This is a genomic window from Acinetobacter sp. CAU_H_S139_7, assembly GCF_058599305.1.
On record NZ_CM178651.1, the window covers coordinates 1,322,707 to 1,338,064 of the forward strand.

General features: G+C 41.7%; 14 protein-coding genes. 6 read left to right on the plus strand and 8 right to left on the minus strand.

The features are described 5' to 3' along the window. The first annotated feature begins 41 nt into the window (after positions 1-41). From eno to rodA, 4 genes are all read left to right on the plus strand, one after another. Positions 42-1,331 carry a phosphopyruvate hydratase gene (gene eno / locus AC4MC0_RS06495; RefSeq protein WP_078424917.1) on the plus strand — a complete coding sequence of 430 codons (1,290 nt, stop codon included), beginning with the start codon at positions 42-44 and terminating at the stop codon, positions 1,329-1,331. Positions 1,332-1,338: 7 nt separating this feature from the next. Beyond that, on the plus strand, positions 1,339-1,740 hold the full coding sequence (locus AC4MC0_RS06500; RefSeq protein ID WP_078388790.1) for a septum formation initiator family protein: 402 nt from the start codon (positions 1,339-1,341) through the stop codon (positions 1,738-1,740). Beyond that, the gene (gene ispD, locus AC4MC0_RS06505) at positions 1,700-2,419 is read left to right on the plus strand and encodes a 2-C-methyl-D-erythritol 4-phosphate cytidylyltransferase (RefSeq protein WP_335999136.1); all 720 of its coding nucleotides are present in this window, start codon (positions 1,700-1,702) and stop codon (positions 2,417-2,419) included. Before AC4MC0_RS06500 ends, ispD begins: the two co-directional genes overlap by 41 nt. A 113-nt stretch (positions 2,420-2,532) precedes the next feature. Continuing rightward, positions 2,533-3,669: a rod shape-determining protein RodA gene (rodA, locus tag AC4MC0_RS06510; RefSeq protein ID WP_005401056.1), complete on the plus strand. Its 1,137-nt coding sequence runs from the start codon at positions 2,533-2,535 to the stop codon at positions 3,667-3,669. Between the two features lie 81 nt (positions 3,670-3,750). Here the strand turns inward: rodA and AC4MC0_RS06515 are convergent, their stop codons facing one another. The 6 genes from AC4MC0_RS06515 to betI all read right to left on the minus strand — a co-directional run bounded on the left by AC4MC0_RS06515 (position 3,751) and on the right by betI (position 11,647). Beyond that, on the minus strand, positions 3,751-4,236 hold the full coding sequence (locus AC4MC0_RS06515; protein WP_335999139.1) for a hypothetical protein: 486 nt from the start codon (positions 4,234-4,236) through the stop codon (positions 3,751-3,753). A gap of 56 nt (positions 4,237-4,292) precedes the next feature. Continuing rightward, positions 4,293-5,567, minus strand: a complete 1,275-nt coding sequence (locus AC4MC0_RS06520) for an MFS transporter (protein ID WP_335999141.1) — start codon at positions 5,565-5,567, stop codon at positions 4,293-4,295. Positions 5,568-5,640: 73 nt separating this feature from the next. Beyond that, positions 5,641-7,275 (minus strand): malate dehydrogenase (quinone), encoded by a 1,635-nt coding sequence (gene mqo / locus AC4MC0_RS06525; RefSeq protein WP_195728056.1) that lies wholly within the window; start codon positions 7,273-7,275, stop codon positions 5,641-5,643. A 496-nt stretch (positions 7,276-7,771) separates the two neighbouring features. Continuing rightward, positions 7,772-9,436, minus strand: coding sequence for a choline dehydrogenase (betA, locus tag AC4MC0_RS06530; RefSeq protein ID WP_491887389.1), 1,665 nt, complete (start codon positions 9,434-9,436; stop codon positions 7,772-7,774). A 119-nt stretch (positions 9,437-9,555) separates the two neighbouring features. After that, a complete protein-coding gene (gene betB / locus AC4MC0_RS06535; RefSeq protein ID WP_491887390.1) occupies positions 9,556-11,028 on the minus strand; it encodes a betaine-aldehyde dehydrogenase in 1,473 nt (490 codons plus the stop codon). Beyond that, positions 11,021-11,647 carry a transcriptional regulator BetI gene (gene betI / locus AC4MC0_RS06540; RefSeq protein WP_005401062.1) on the minus strand — a complete coding sequence of 209 codons (627 nt, stop codon included), beginning with the start codon at positions 11,645-11,647 and terminating at the stop codon, positions 11,021-11,023. The genes betB and betI overlap by 8 nt, the downstream gene beginning before the upstream one ends. Positions 11,648-12,194: 547 nt before the next feature. On the opposite strand from betI, the gene AC4MC0_RS06545 reads away from it, so the two are divergent. Continuing rightward, positions 12,195-14,255: a choline transporter gene (locus AC4MC0_RS06545; RefSeq protein ID WP_491887391.1), complete on the plus strand. Its 2,061-nt coding sequence runs from the start codon at positions 12,195-12,197 to the stop codon at positions 14,253-14,255. Between the two features lie 12 nt (positions 14,256-14,267). Continuing rightward, the gene (locus tag AC4MC0_RS06550) at positions 14,268-14,882 is read left to right on the plus strand and encodes a MarC family protein (RefSeq protein WP_004981851.1); all 615 of its coding nucleotides are present in this window, start codon (positions 14,268-14,270) and stop codon (positions 14,880-14,882) included. Positions 14,883-14,936: 54 nt separating this feature from the next. Here AC4MC0_RS06550 and AC4MC0_RS06555 read toward each other — a convergent pair whose 3' ends face one another. Both AC4MC0_RS06555 and cydX read right to left on the minus strand, forming a co-directional pair. Next, complete coding sequence (locus tag AC4MC0_RS06555) at positions 14,937-15,239, minus strand: cyd operon YbgE family protein (RefSeq protein ID WP_004696655.1); 303 nt, start codon at positions 15,237-15,239, stop codon at positions 14,937-14,939. A gap of 3 nt (positions 15,240-15,242) precedes the next feature. Continuing rightward, positions 15,243-15,344, minus strand: coding sequence for a cytochrome bd-I oxidase subunit CydX (gene cydX, locus AC4MC0_RS06560; protein WP_002120988.1), 102 nt, complete (start codon positions 15,342-15,344; stop codon positions 15,243-15,245). Positions 15,345-15,358 lie beyond the last annotated feature (14 nt).

Sequence of the window (15,358 nt, forward strand, 5' to 3'; positions counted from 1 at the left end):
CATCTAAAGCATCTCGTTATTAATCAACTGAGGAATTGTTCATGAGCCAAATCGTTGACATTCGTGCACGTGAAATTTTGGACTCTCGTGGTAACCCAACCATCGAAGCAGACGTAATCTTAGCATCTGGCGTAGTTGGCCGTGCATGTGCACCATCTGGTGCTTCAACTGGTTCTCGTGAAGCTTTAGAACTTCGTGATGGCGACAAAGCACGCTATTTGGGTAAAGGTGTTAAAACTGCGGTTAACAACGTAAACACGATTATCCGTGATGCTTTAGTGGGCAAATCAGTATTTGAACAAAAAGACATCGATAACACCATGATTGCGCTTGATGGTACTGAAAACAAAGAAAAATTGGGTGCGAATGCAACTTTAGCGGTATCACTAGCTGCTGCACGTGCTGCTGCTGATGAAAAGAAAATTCCTCTATTTCAATACATTGCAGACTTACGCGGTCAAACCATTTTGACTATGCCTGTACCAATGATGAACATCATCAATGGTGGTTCGCATGCAGACAACAACGTAGACATTCAAGAGTTTATGATTGAGCCTGTAGGCTTCACCTCATTCTCTGAAGCATTACGTGCGGGTGCTGAAATCTTCCATTCTCTTAAGTCAGTTTTAAACAAAAAAGGTTTAAACACTGCTGTAGGTGATGAAGGTGGTTTTGCACCGAACTTACGTTCAAACGAAGAAGCAATCACAGTTATTCTTGAAGCGATTGGCCAAACGGGTTACAAAGCGGGTTCTGATATTATGCTTGCGCTTGACTGTGCATCTTCAGAATTTTACAAAAATGGTCAGTACATCCTTGCTGGTGAAGGCAATAAAGCATTCACAAGCAACCAGTTCTCTGACTATTTAGCTGGACTTGTAAACCAATATCCAATTATCTCTATTGAAGATGGTCTAGATGAGTCAGATTGGGAAGGTTGGTCTTACTTGACATCAATCCTTGGTGACAAAATCCAGTTGGTGGGTGATGACTTGTTCGTTACAAACCCGAAAATTCTTCAACGTGGTATTAATGAGAAAGTAGGTAACTCTATCTTAATTAAGTACAACCAAATTGGTACGTTGACTGAAACTCTAGATGCAATCTATCTTGCGAAAGAAAATGGTTACTCTACAGTGATTTCACACCGTTCTGGCGAAACTGAAGATTCTACTATTGCGGATCTTGCGGTGGGTACTGCGGCTGGTCAAATTAAGACAGGTTCACTGTGCCGTTCTGACCGTGTTGCGAAATACAACCAATTGCTTCGTATTGAAGAATTGACAAATGCTGCTTACCGCGGTAAAGCTGAGTTTAAAGGTTTAAACTAAGCGACTGATGTCAATGTTCAATGTATTCGACTCGTTGATGAGTAAAGTACTACTAGGCCTTGCGATCATTTTGATCGCAGGGTTTCAGTATTTATACTGGTTTGGTGAGGGTGGTTATCAAGACCATTTACAACTCACACAAAAAATCCAACAACAAACTGAAATTAATAACGACTTAAAAGAACGTAATCGTGTCTTGGCGGCAGAAGTGTATGATTTGAAAAATGGTATTGAAGCCATTGAAGAGCATGCGCGTCTAGATTTGGGTTTAATCAAACCCCGAGAAACGTTTATTCAAATGAGTACCATCAGTACTCAATATAAGCCTGTTTATATTAATCCTAACGCCCAAATTGATTTGCGAACCAATGAAGACGATGAGCCTGAAACCCCTCCAGCTACCCCATAAATTGTGGGCTATTATTCCTGCTGCTGGCTCGGGTAGTCGCTTTTCTAAAACTGAACTAAAACAATATCAAATGATTGGACAAAAGACCGTACTTGAACATACGGTTTCACGCCTTAATCAATTGCCATTGCAGGGCTATGTTTTGGTGATTGGTTCAGATGATGATGTCGCTCAAAGTTTGCCTTTTACCAACATGGAAAAAGCACATTTTTGTGAAGGTGGTGCTGAGCGTGTAGACTCAGTGCTTAATGCGCTCAATTATCTTTCCACAATCGCTGATGCGGACGACTGGGTCTTTGTCCATGATGCAGCTCGTCCATGTGTCACGCAGGATTGTTTGGTGAGACTGGTTGATACTGCTATTCAGTCCAATACAGGGGCAATTTTAGCTATTCCTGTTAGAGATACTTTAAAGCGTGTGATCTCAGCGCAAGATATTCAAGAAACCGTTGATCGTTCAGAGCTTTGGCAGGCACAAACCCCACAGATTGCTAAACTGGGGATACTAAAAAAAGCAATTGAACATGCGCTAGAGGCACAAGCTTTAATTACTGATGAAGCAAGTGCTTTAGAGTTTGTTGGTGAAAAAGTTCAAGTCGTACAAGGGCGCTCCGATAATATTAAAATTACCTATCCAGATGACCTTGAGCTTGCGCGCCTGATTTTGGCGGCACAATAAGAATTATTTAGATTTATTGAGCTAAAACTACAGAAATATGGGTTTGAATGATGTTATCTAAAACACTTTGAACTTATAATTTGCTCTGTCTTTAGCTCATTCAATTTACGCAAATGATACCATCACAGCAGTATCGTTTTTTACGTCAGTCTTTACGTGACGGTAGAAGCATTAAACATGACTCATCTCGCTGGGCTAAATTACATTTAGATCCATGGCTTTTATGCTTTCTGATTTTAAATGCCGTGTTGGGATTGTTGGTCATTTATAGTGCGTCAGCACAAGATATGGGTATGGTGTTTCGCCAAGCCACGAGTTTTGCTGTGGGCTTCATTGTGATGATGATCTGTGCGCAAATCCCACCCAAAGTCTATCAGGCCATTAGTCCTTATTTTTTCATCTTCGCTGTGATTTTAATGGTATTGGTCTTGGTGGTGGGCGAAACCCGCATGGGAGCCAGACGTTGGATTAGTCTACCCGGTATTGGTAGCATGCAGCCTTCTGAGTTTATGAAGTTTGCCATGCCTTTGATGATGGCGTGGTACTTTGCAGGCCGCGCATTCCCGCCTAAGTTTATGCATATTGTGATTTCGTTGGGTATCATGATGTTGCCGTTTTTATTGGCAGCTTTACAGCCCGACTTAAACCTAGGTCTCTTGATTCCTGGTGTGTGCGTCATTTTCCTCAGCGGTATCTCTTGGCGGCTCATTGCTTTGGCCTGTGGAGCATTGGCTGTTGTCGCTCCCTTACTTTGGATGTTCTTTTTGCAAGAGTACCAAAAAAAGCGAGTACTCACTTTATTTGACCCAGAGTCGGATGCATTGGGTGCCGGTTGGAATATTATCCAATCCAAAATTGCCATTGGTTCAGGTGGTTTAATGGGGAAGGGTTTCACGGAAGGCACGCAGTCACATTTAGGGTATTTGCCTGAGCACCATACCGACTTCATTATGTCGACGTATGCGGAAGAGTTTGGCTTTATTGGGGTGTTCTTGCTGTTTAGTTTGTTTGCGGCCATTATCATTCGTTGTTTGATTATTGGTATGAACAGCTTCCATAATTTTGGGCGTTTATACGCGGGTGCTGTGGGCTTAACATTCTTCTTCTTTGTGTTGTTAAACTCGGGGATGGTAAGTGGGATTTTACCTGTAACAGGTGATCCATTGCCACTGATGAGTTATGGTGGAACCGCGGTGATTACCATGCTGGCGAGCATGGGCATTGTGATGTCGATTCATACTCATCGCTAAAGTTTAAAAGAATCAAGCCAGCGGTATTGCTGGCTTTTTTGTGTTTAAAATAAGAGAAAAACTCTAACGTTTTTTTGATCTTTATAAAGCACCATATTGTTGCCATGTTTCGCCTGTATGCAGGCTGTCATAATAGTTTTGCAGAGTGTTTAAGTCATGGTGTTGCGTATAAGCTAGTACTAAAAACCCAAAAATTAAAGCTGCCTTCAATCGGTTTAAACGCGAATGTTGCTGTGAAAAATAGCCTAAGCTAAGTAAGGTGAGTATGACTGAGGGAAGAATGGCAATACTCTCAGGCTGAGAAAGAAACCTCCAATGATTGAAATAAACCAGACTTAAAATGAGTCCAATCAATCCCATATAGTTATAGATCTTTTTATTTACCGATGCTTTAAAAACATTAATGGTTTGAAATATTAAAATTAGACTACTGAAAAGGTATGCGCTTTTTCCACCAATAATCACACCATAGATTGCATTGAATAGGCAATAAGCCAACAACACGGATAGTACGAAAGAATAGAGTTTGGTATAGAGAATGTGTGAAAAGGGGAGAATCTGTTTCATAATTTGCTCTATTGAAAACTCACATCGTATTAAAAGAGAATTTGAAGCTTAACATGCTATTCATTTTTTGCCACTGTGGCATGTTTTTTTAGTGTTGGAGATGGCTTGAATAAATGTCGCGTACGAGTAGAACTTAGACCGCAGATTATTAAACACAGCGTCCCGCCAATAAGTACTGCTGGCACTACCGAAAAATAGCGCATCATTAGGCTGGTGTGTAAGGCACCGAGTTGATTGCCTGAAGTGACTAAGATGCCATTTAAAGCGGCTACACGTCCTAATAGTACTTTTGGGGGGAGTTGCTGTAATAAAGTTTGTCGAATGACCATGCTGATACTATCAAAGACGCCAATCAAAACAAGGAGGATGACTGAGAGCCAAACATGGGAGGATAGTGCGAAAGCTAAAGTACACAAAGCAATTGCAAAACTACTATAGAGCATGTTTCTCCATGCATTTTGCATTGGAGAATAACAGGTCAACATCAACATCATGATACAGGCGCCAATGGCTGGGGCCGCTCTGAGTATACCTAAGCCTTCAACGCCTAGATGAAGGATATCGTGTGCAAAAATAGGCAGTAAGATAATGACACTACAAAAAAGCATAGCGCTGAGATCCAGCAACATACTCCAAAACATCAGTGGATGTTTAAAGATAAATAAATAGGCCTCTTTTAAGCTTTTGCTTAAATGTTGTTTATGCGTGCTAGGGAAGTCACGAGTGCTTAATCCGAATAAGCAGATGCTACCCACGCAACACAAGAAAAAAACAATCAAGAGGGTTTTTTCAAGCCCAAGTTGGCCGAGTAAAAGTCCTGCGCATAAGGGCGCTAAAATGCCGCCCATTTGCCAAATGAGGGCAGTCCATGTGGCTGCATTGCTATAGGCTGACTTTGGGGTTAGAAAAGGGCGTAATGAATTAAAAGATGGGCTGTAAATACCTCTAAGTATGCCTAAGCAAAAAATGAGGCTATAAATGCCGCATAAAAGTGTATTTTGTTGAATGTGCTGTTGTTGGTACTGAGAAAAAAGAACAATAAATAATAATGGAATTAAAGTGCTACAGCTAAAACTCCACTGCACAATTTTTTGTCGGTTATAGCGGTCAGCCCAGTCGCCACTAATCAGGGAGAGGCAAATAAAGGGAAGTAACTCAATTAATGCAATCATGCCAAGGCTGAGTGGATTTTGAGTGAGTTGGTAGACGCTGTAGGCAATGACGACTTCTTGAATCATGATGGCTAGAATTAAGCACAACTGATTGATACTCAGAAGTGAAAAATCACGTGAACGAAAAGCCAAAAAAGCGTCGGAATGGAAAAGCGACATAAACAGAATGGTTTCAAATATGAATTAAAAAAAGGATGGCGCAAAGTCCATCCTTTTTAGGGTTTAAAGCAAATTACTGTGCTTTTGCTACCGCAACAGTTTCGTCATTTGCAGCCTTAGCCATAGGTGTATATTTCAAACCCAAGGTTGTACTGGTGTATTGGCGAACTTGATCAAGAAGAACAGGATTGGTGCTGAGTTCTTGTTGGTACGATTTTACAATTTCATGTAATTTCGGATTCCATTTACCTTCTACTTGTTGTGGGAATGCTTTCTCAAGCAAGCTCAACATAATATAAGGAGAAGTTGAAGCACCTGGTGAAGCACCTAATAGGGCAGTCACAGCACCGTCTTGAGATGCAAAAATCTCGGTACCAAATTGCAAGCTTGCAGGTTTGCCTGGTTCTTTCTTGATGATTTGAACACGTTGACCACCTTGATTCATGCGCCAGTCTTCTGGTTTTGCATCAGGGTAGTATTTTTTCAATTCATTGAAACGGTCGGCATCGGTCATCATTACTTGGCTAACTAAGTATTTCACCAAATCAAGATTTTCTATACCCACAGCAGTCATTGGTAAAACGTTGTTCTTAGTGGTTGATTTCAATAAATCAAGCTGAGAACCTTGTTTTAAGAACTTGTTTGAATAAGTCGCAAATGGGCCAAATAATACATATTTTTTACCGTCGATATAACGTGTATCAATATGTGGAACAGACATTGGAGGCGCGCCTAATTCAGCACGACCATAAACTTTTGCAGTATGACCTTCAGTGACTTTCGGGTTGTCGGTCATTAAGAACACGCCACCTACAGGGAAGCCAGCATATTGCTTCGCTTCTGGTAAGCCTGTCATTTGTAAAAGCTTAACCGCTGCACCGCCTGCACCAATAAAGACAAAGCGCGTTTTCACGTGATCTGTTTTACCTGTAGTAAGGTTTTTAAATGCAACCGTCCAAGTTTTATCATCGTTTTGGCTAATGCCAGTCACTTCAGTCGATGTTTGTAGTTTGAAGTTAGATTGTTTTTTAAGGTGATCGACCAATTGAGTGGTGATCGAGCCATAGTTCACATCCGAACCGACATCCATGCGTGTTGCAGCTACTTTCTGTGCAGCATCACGGCCATTCATTACCAATGGTGCCCATTGTTTAATTTCAGCAGGATTCTCAGAGAATTTCATGCCATAGAACATTGGGTTTTTAACCATTGCAGCATAACGTTTTTCTAGGAAATTTACGTTATCGCCCCAAACAAAGGCAATGTGTGGTACAGGATTGATAAAGCTATTTGGTTGACCTAAAACGCCTTCTTTCACCTGATAAGACCAGAACTGTTTTGCAACTTCAAATTGTTCCGCAACGTTCACCGCTTTAGAAATGTCCATTTTTCCATCTTTTTCAGAGGTATAGTTCATTTCCATAAAGCCAGAGTGGCCTGTACCAGCATTGTTGAAGCCGTTTGAGCTTTCTTGTGCAACATTGTCTAGGCGTTCATACATGCGAATTTGCCAGTTTGGCTCAAGCTCGCTTAGATATGTGCCTAAAGTTGCACTCATGATCCCACCGCCGACTAAGACTGCGTCAACAACAGGCTCATTGCTGGTGGTTTGAATTTTTTTAGACGTGACGGGTCTAAATAAGAAAATTACGACTGCAATAATAAGCAGTACGATCAATACCAAAAGGTATTTTAAAAATTTGTTCATGCGATTATGACCTTGGGGAGCAGGTTTTGGATCGCTTTATAGCGAATAGAATAAAAATAAGAAGAATGATAGAGCTACTTATAAATGATCAGCTTGGTATAGTTGAAGTAATACTTAAAAGCTGAAAAGCGCACAAAAAATATAACTTTTGAGCCTATCACACAGTCCTGATTTATGAATATTTTAGACTAAATATGTATTGACTTAGTAATTTTTATTGTAAATGGGTTGGATTTAACTATAAATATGAGTGATGTGTAATATTAATCATTGTTTTTATTGGTTTTTATTTTTGTTAAGATTTGATAATTAAGATGCTGATGTTGAATATATATACAGGCATTCAATTTTTTAAAAGCTAAAATGTATAAATTGGATTCTAATAGAAATAGCATTGTCTGTACAAAACGCAGCACTGTTGTTTAAGAAAAAATGAACAATCACCTGACTTTATTATTTTAAAGCTAATTAAAGTCAGGTGCTGAGCTATTAAAACTTATTCAGTTTCAGCTTGATAAAAAGGTGCATGAGAACGAGGTAGGGCTGTGCGGCCACGGATTTGATCCGCGATTTTTTCAGCCATCATAATGGTGGTTGCATTTAAGTTACCTGTGATAATCAGCGGCATAATCGATGCATCCACCACACGTAAACTTTGCAGGCCATGCACACGACCTTGTCCATCGACTACCGCCATATCATCTTCACCCATTTTACAACTACAGGATGGATGATAAGCCGTTTCAGCGTGATTACGTACAAATTCGTCTAATTCAGCATCGCTACTCACATCTTTTCCAGGGCTAATTTCTTCGCCACGGTAAGGATCAAGTGCAGGTTGCTGCATAATTTCACGAGTAATACGGATGGCATCGCGAAATTCTTGCCAGTCTTGTTCTGTCGACATGTAGTTAAATAAAATACTTGGATGGTCGAAAGGGTTTTTAGATGTCACATGTACTCGACCGCGTGAAGGTGAGCGCATCGAACCGACATGGGCTTGGAAGCCATGCTCTTTGACGGCATTGCTGCCATTATAGTTAATTGCAACAGGCAAGAAGTGGTATTGAATATTTGGCCAAGCAAACTCTTTGGAGGATCGAATAAAGCCACCTGCTTCAAACTGGTTGCTTGCTCCAATCCCTGTTCCGTTAAACAACCACTCTGCACCAATTGCAGGTTGATTTTGCCATTTTAAAGCAGGGTAGAGAGAAACAGGTTGTTTGCACTTATATTGTAAGTACATTTCTAAATGGTCTTGCAGGTTTTCACCAACACCCGGTAAGTCGTGCACGACTGGAATGTCGAGAGACTGAAGTAAAGTACTTGAACCAACACCCGAACGTTGCAAAATTTGCGGTGATGCAATCGCTCCAGCACAGAGCAGAACTTCCTTATCGGCATAGACCTGAAGCAAGTTGTTTTGATTAGCACCTTGAATATATTCAACACCAATTGCTTGTTTGCCATTGAACAAAATTTGATTGGTCATGGCGTGGGTAATAATAGTTAGATTCGCGCGACCTTTGGCCATATCCAAATAGCCACGTGCGGTGCTTGAACGTCGACCTTTAGGGGTTACGGTTCGATCCATTGGACCGAAACCTTCTTGTTGATAACCATTTAAGTCATCGGTGCGTGGATAGCCTGCTTGCACACCAGCTTCAACCATGGCGTGGAATAAAAAATTATTGTTTGCTTTAGGTGTGGCAACAGAAACAGGGCCAGCATCGCCATGATAGTCATTGCCACCAATATCACGGGTTTCGGCTTTTTTGTAATAAGGTAGACAGTCTGCATAACTCCAATCTTCAAGGCCTTTAAGGGTTGCCCACTGTTCTAAATCCATGGCATTTCCACGGATATAACACATGCCATTAATGAGGGATGAACCGCCTAAGCCTTTGCCGCGACCACATTCCATACGGCGGTTGTTCATGTGGGGTTCAGGGTCGGTTAAATATGCCCAGTTATAACGACGCCCTTGCAGAGGATAAGCCAAAGCTGCAGGCATTTGAGTGCGAAAGTCGAGGCGATAATCAGGTCCGCCTGCTTCGAGTAACAGTACCGAAACATCGGGGTCTTCAGTTAAGCGAGCAGCTAGTACATTACCTGCTGAGCCTGCGCCAATAATAATATAATCGTAGTGTTGAGAATGCATAATGATCCTTTTTCTATGGCAGGACCACGTTGCATGAGAACGTGGCCACATGTTGAGTTGAGGATGAAAGAAGAATAAATAAAAATGGAGTAAGGATTTAGATAGTTAAAATTCAGATTTTAAAAAATACTTTGGTATTGACCCAGTTCGACTTGAACCGATTTGATGCGAGTATAGTGTTCAAGTGTGGTGATGCCATTTTCACGTCCGACCCCTGACTGTTTATAACCACCTACAGGCATTTCAGCAGGGGATTCGCCCCATGTATTGATCCAACAAATACCTGCCTCAAGTTGATGAATAATGCGATGTGCTTGGGAAATATCTTGTGTGACCACACCTGCGGCTAAACCATAACTGGTGTTGTTGGCACGTTGAATGGCTTCTTCAATATTGTCATAGCTTAAAATGCTCATAACCGGACCAAAGATTTCATCTTGCACAATGTGCATGTCGTCATGACAGTCGGTGAACACGGTTGGTAATACATATGCGCCCTGAGCAAGTGCTGCTTCGGTGGCACGTTGTCCACCAATCAATAAGGTCGCACCTTGTTGTTTGCCTGACTCAATATAAGACAAGACTTTTTCCATATGCGGAAAGCTGACTAAAGGTCCAAAGTTGGTTTCAGCCTGCATCGGGTCACCTATGCGGATACGTTTTACACGCTCAATCACTGCTTGTTCAAATGCAGCCTTGAGGGTTTGTGGTACAAACACACGGGTGCCATTGGTACATACTTGACCTGAGCTAAAGAAGTTCGCCATCACCGCAATATCGGCTGCGCGATCAAGGTTGGCATCGGCACAAATAATCAGAGGTGATTTGCCACCGAGCTCCATGGTAACTTCTTTGAGACTAGAAGCCGCAGCACTGGCCATGACCTTTTTACCCGTTGCCACACCACCTGTGAATGAAATTTTTTGAATATCTGGGTGTTCAGTCAACCATTGACCCACTTCAGCACCAAAACCTTGTACCACGTTGAAAACCCCAGCAGGTACGCCTGCTTCAGTATAGATCTCTGCCAACTTTAAGGCGGTAAGAGGGGTCACTTCGCTAGGTTTAAAAATCATGGCATTCCCAGCAGCGAGGGCCGGAGCTGATTTCCAAAGTGCTATTTGGATTGGATAATTCCAAGCACCAATGCCTGCCACCACACCTAAAGGTTCACGGCGCGTGTAGAAAAAACTACTTTCACGTAGCGGCACTTGTTCACCTTGAATGGCAGTTGCAAGTCCCGCGTAGTACTCTAAAACGTCTGCACCAGTGACAATATCGACGGTAGAGGTTTCACTGAACGCTTTACCTGTATCCAGTGTTTCTAGGCGTGCTAATTCGTCATTACGAGCGCGTAAAATATCGACGGCACGACGTAAAATACGGACACGTTCGACCGCTGTTTTGGCAGCCCATTCACGCTGCCCTTGTACAGCACTTTGCACAGCTGAATCGACATCAGCTTTGGATGCTTTTTGAATGGTGGCAATGACTTGACCTGTGGCAGGATTAATACTGTCAAAGGTTTGACCACTGGTGGCATTGAAATATTGTCCGTGAATATAAAGCGAGTGAAGCTGTACATCATTCATTTTGTTGTTCCTGCCGTATCTGTTGAATTAAGCGAAGTTGCATATCGACATAGTCGTATGCAATAGAACGTGCCAAATCACGATCAAATGCTTGATGACCACTTAAACTTCCACGTAACCATAAGCCATCAATCAGTGCTGCTAGCCCTTTAGCGGCTTGGCTTGCTTGGGCCTTTGGCATGAGCTGCAAGAAATGAAACTTCAAATTTGAATAAAGCCGTTGGTCATTAATTCGTTGCAGTCGACCTAAGTCGGGTAGGTGCATACTGGCAGACCAGAAATCGAGCCAAACCCGCATAGCAGTGTTGTTGACCTGGCTGATGTCAAAGTTGGCATCAATAATGGCTTTGAGCGAATGTTCTGGACTGGGCTGCACCACCTTTGCCTTATAGCTTGCCGTGGTCTCGGCTAAGACATTGAGCATTTGACGCATGCAACTGTGAATGAGGCCTTGTTTATCGCCAAAATAATGACTCACAATGCCCGTAGAAAGCTGTGCTTTTTTCGCAATTTGAGCAATGGTGGTGTTGGATAAGCCCACTTCATAAATGACTGCATAGGCAGCATTAATGATTTCTTCACGGCGCTCATGCTCAGGTTTTACTCTACGTTTATTCATGACAATCCAGAACAATTTGCCTTAAATTTAAAGGCGTTAGATTCAATAACTTACATGGAAAGCATCATAGCATTTTTTTATGATACTTTTTATTGATTGAACGTTCAATCAATAAAAAGTACACTTATGGTTAAATTCAAAGCAAAATATTGCTAAATTGCTTTGAGTATTCGACATAACTTTTTATTTATCAAAAGGATGTGTCATAAGGGTTTAATCTCAGGACATCTTTCAGAAAAGTGAGCTGATGAGCTATAGGCTTACGGTTTTATACTTTTTTTGAGCTGAGAAAACTCTTATAGTCATGTTGAAGGGAGATATGTGAAGGATTCCTATCAAAATATCGATGAACAAGGGTGGCTCACATTTTAAGCCTGTGTAGCAAATGCACCTCATAAATGATTTAGACCTTCAGGTTTAAAGAAGATAGCGTTTTTATTCCTGATAAAAATACTGTCGTTTTTCGTTAGTCGATTTTTAAGCTCTCGACCACGAGAAGTTTAAAAATTGGCTTTTGTCTTTTTTTATTTACTTTCTTGAGGATTGTATGGCAACAGATAATCCAAGAGCAGTTGATGATCAAACATTAGCGCCTAAAGACCGTTTAAATGGTGTGGTCTTTTATATTTCAGCTCTCATTATTTTAATTTTTTCTATTACCACCATTTTGTTTAATGACTTTGCTAACCGAACCTTAAATATAGTCTTGGCGTGGGTGAGTTCAACTTTTAGCTGGTATTACTTACTCGCAGCGACTTTGTATATGGTCTTTGTGATTTTCATTGCCTGTTCTCGCTATGGCAACATTAAATTAGGCCCCAAACATTCCAAGCCAGAATTTAGCCTTTTAAGTTGGTCTGCAATGCTGTTCTCAGCTGGGATCGGCATCGATTTGATGTTTTTCTCGGTAGCGGAACCTTTATCCCACTATATGCATCCACCCGTGGGTGAGGGGCAGACCCTAGAGGCTGCACGTCAAGGCATGGTGTGGACCCTGTTTCACTATGGTCTAACTGGGTGGTGTATGTATGCCTTGATTGGCATGGCATTGGGATATTTTAGTTATCGCTATAATCTACCACTGACTATTCGCTCTGCTTTATATCCGATCTTTGGCAATAAGATTCATGGGCCGATCGGTCATAGTGTCGATACGGCAGCGGTCATCGGTACTATCTTTGGTATTGCGACAACCTGCGGGATTGGGGTAGTACAGCTGAACTATGGCTTGCATGTGTTGTTCGATTTACCTGAAAACCTCTGGATGCAAACCGCATTAATTGTGGTCGCGGTGGCAATGACCATTATTTCAGTGACTTCAGGGGTGAATAAGGGACTGCGAGTTCTCTCCGAGATCAATATTTATGTTTCTGTCGGGTTGATGCTGTTTATTTTGTTTTTAGGCAATACCGAATTTTTACTGAATGCTTTTGTGCAAAATATTGGGGACTACATTAACCGTTTTCCAAGTATGACTTTGGAAAGTTTTGCCTTTCAACAACCGAAAGAATGGATGAACAGTTGGACATTGTTCTTTTGGGCATGGTGGGTGGCTTGGTCACCATTTGTAGGTTTGTTTTTAGCACGGATTTCACGTGGTCGAACCATTCGTGAGTTTGTTAGCGGAACGCTCATTATTCCTTTATTTTTCACACTCACGTGGTTATCAATATTTGGAAATAGTGCACTACATAGTGTGATTTTTGATGGTAATTTAGCCCTTGCACAAAGTGTCATTGCCAACCCAGCGCATGGTTTTTATGACTTACTGGCTCAGTATCCGTGGTTTCCGTTTATTGCAGGTGTAGCCACAATTACTGGTTTACTCTTTTATGTGACCTCAGCGGACTCTGGTGCACTGGTATTGGGTAATTTCACTACTCAATTTACCAATGTCGATCATGATGCACCGCGATGGTTGAGTGTATTCTGGGCCATAGCGATTGGTTTATTGACCCTTGCAATGTTGATGGCTAACGGAGTAACGGCACTACAAAATGCCACGATTATTATGGGGTTGCCGTTTAGTTTTGTGATGTTCTTGGTGATGGCAGGTTTGTATAAATCACTGCGGTTAGAAGACTATCGACAAGCCAGTAGCAGTTTAAATGCTGCACCCGTGGTGGGCAATGTCGACATCCTCAACTGGAAAAAGCGTTTGTCCCGAGTCATGCACCATCCAGGAACAACTGATACTCGGCGTATGCTCGATGATATTTGCCGACCTGCGGTGATGGCGGTTGCAGAGGAAATGCAAAAACGCGGTATCGATATCAGTGTTCAAGAAAGTGCGCTTGAAGAAGACCCAAATCTGTATCATTTAGATTTGATGATTCATTTGGAAGAAGAACAAAACTTTGTCTATCAAATTTGGCCAGTACGCTATATCGCCCCGACCTTTAGTGAGCGTGGCAAACTGGGTAAACGCTTCTACTACCGTCTTGAAACCTATTTGTATGAAGGTTCTCAAGGCAACGACCTTGTTGGTTATACCAAAGAGCAAGTGATTAATGATGTGCTGGATCGTTATGAGCGTCACATGACCTTCTTACATATCAATCGAATCAGTCCAGGGAATCGTCCCTTATTTCCAGACCCTCAAGGATAATTAGGAGGAACCATGTTGACCTCATATTTACATGCTTTTGCTTTGTTTTTCTCATTGCTGAATCCGTTTTTAATGAGTATTTACATGATTGGCATGATTCGGAACTCCGAAGCTAAAGTGTTTAATAAGGCCTTGATTCAGGGCTGTCTCATTGCTTTTATAGTATTTATGCTGTTTGCATGGGGTGGAGAAGCGATTTTTAGTAAATATTTAAATGTACGCTTTGAAGCCTTTCAAATATTTGGTGGTCTGATCTTCTTGGTGATTGGTTATCGTTACGTGTTTCAGGGAGCAGATACCATTGGTGAAATGCGTGGTGCGCCTGAGCATTTGGCAGGAACCATTGCGATGCCTTTTATGATTGGTCCAGGAACCATCAGTGCTGCTGTGGTGACAGGTATGGCACTGCCAATCAGTGGTGCGGCCATGATTATTTTCCTGACTTTGGCGTTGACCTGTGGCTTGATGATTTTAATGAAATTTGCGCATGACCATTTACGTTATAAGCATGCCAAATATATTGACCGTTATGTTGATATTGTCGGGCGACTGTCGGCCTTACTGATTGGGACTATTGCGGTAGATATGATTATTAATGGCATTATTGGCGTCATGGCTGAAATGTAGAATCCAAGAAAAACGAACTATAAAAAAGCCCTCAGTCAATGAGGGCTTTTTTATTTAACTGAAGAACCAGGTGTAATAACCCCAGATCATCAGTGGCCACGATAGAAACGGGCTAAACAGCCATTTCCAAATCCAGTGGCGTGGCACGAAGCCAACACCGTGGATAAAGCCACCTGAGATACCAATCATGATATACATCAGTGCACTGTGGCTATAGTGACCATTGTCATCCAACATAGCAGCAGGATGCACTAACAACACCGCTGCAAGTGGAAAGGCCAATAGGCAGGAAATTAGCATCGCAAATTTGTTCGGCTTTTTATCTACAGTTTGGTTTTCCATAGCAACGTCTGTCATGGTTTATTCCTCATCAAGGTCTTGATGATGTTCGATATACAGAGCACTGAGTACACCTGCAAAGCAAGCCATCAAAATGCCGAGAATCCATGCAAAATACCACATAATTTGATCTCCTT

What these genes read in the sequence shown, in the direction of transcription:
- eno (WP_078424917.1), top strand. Translation starts at nt 42, where the DNA reads ATGAGCCAAATCGTTGACATTCGTGCACGTGAAATTTTGGACTCTCGT.
- AC4MC0_RS06500 (WP_078388790.1), top strand. Translation starts at nt 1,339, where the DNA reads ATGTCAATGTTCAATGTATTCGACTCGTTGATGAGTAAAGTACTACTA.
- ispD (WP_335999136.1), top strand. Translation starts at nt 1,700, where the DNA reads ATGAAGACGATGAGCCTGAAACCCCTCCAGCTACCCCATAAATTGTGG.
- rodA (WP_005401056.1), top strand. Translation starts at nt 2,533, where the DNA reads ATGATACCATCACAGCAGTATCGTTTTTTACGTCAGTCTTTACGTGAC.
- AC4MC0_RS06515 (WP_335999139.1), bottom strand. Translation starts at nt 4,236, where the DNA reads ATGAAACAGATTCTCCCCTTTTCACACATTCTCTATACCAAACTCTAT.
- AC4MC0_RS06520 (WP_335999141.1), bottom strand. Translation starts at nt 5,567, where the DNA reads ATGTCGCTTTTCCATTCCGACGCTTTTTTGGCTTTTCGTTCACGTGAT.
- mqo (WP_195728056.1), bottom strand. Translation starts at nt 7,275, where the DNA reads ATGAACAAATTTTTAAAATACCTTTTGGTATTGATCGTACTGCTTATT.
- betA (WP_491887389.1), bottom strand. Translation starts at nt 9,436, where the DNA reads ATGCATTCTCAACACTACGATTATATTATTATTGGCGCAGGCTCAGCA.
- betB (WP_491887390.1), bottom strand. Translation starts at nt 11,028, where the DNA reads ATGAATGATGTACAGCTTCACTCGCTTTATATTCACGGACAATATTTC.
- betI (WP_005401062.1), bottom strand. Translation starts at nt 11,647, where the DNA reads ATGAATAAACGTAGAGTAAAACCTGAGCATGAGCGCCGTGAAGAAATC.
- AC4MC0_RS06545 (WP_491887391.1), top strand. Translation starts at nt 12,195, where the DNA reads ATGGCAACAGATAATCCAAGAGCAGTTGATGATCAAACATTAGCGCCT.
- AC4MC0_RS06550 (WP_004981851.1), top strand. Translation starts at nt 14,268, where the DNA reads ATGTTGACCTCATATTTACATGCTTTTGCTTTGTTTTTCTCATTGCTG.
- AC4MC0_RS06555 (WP_004696655.1), bottom strand. Translation starts at nt 15,239, where the DNA reads ATGACAGACGTTGCTATGGAAAACCAAACTGTAGATAAAAAGCCGAAC.
- cydX (WP_002120988.1), bottom strand. Translation starts at nt 15,344, where the DNA reads ATGTGGTATTTTGCATGGATTCTCGGCATTTTGATGGCTTGCTTTGCA.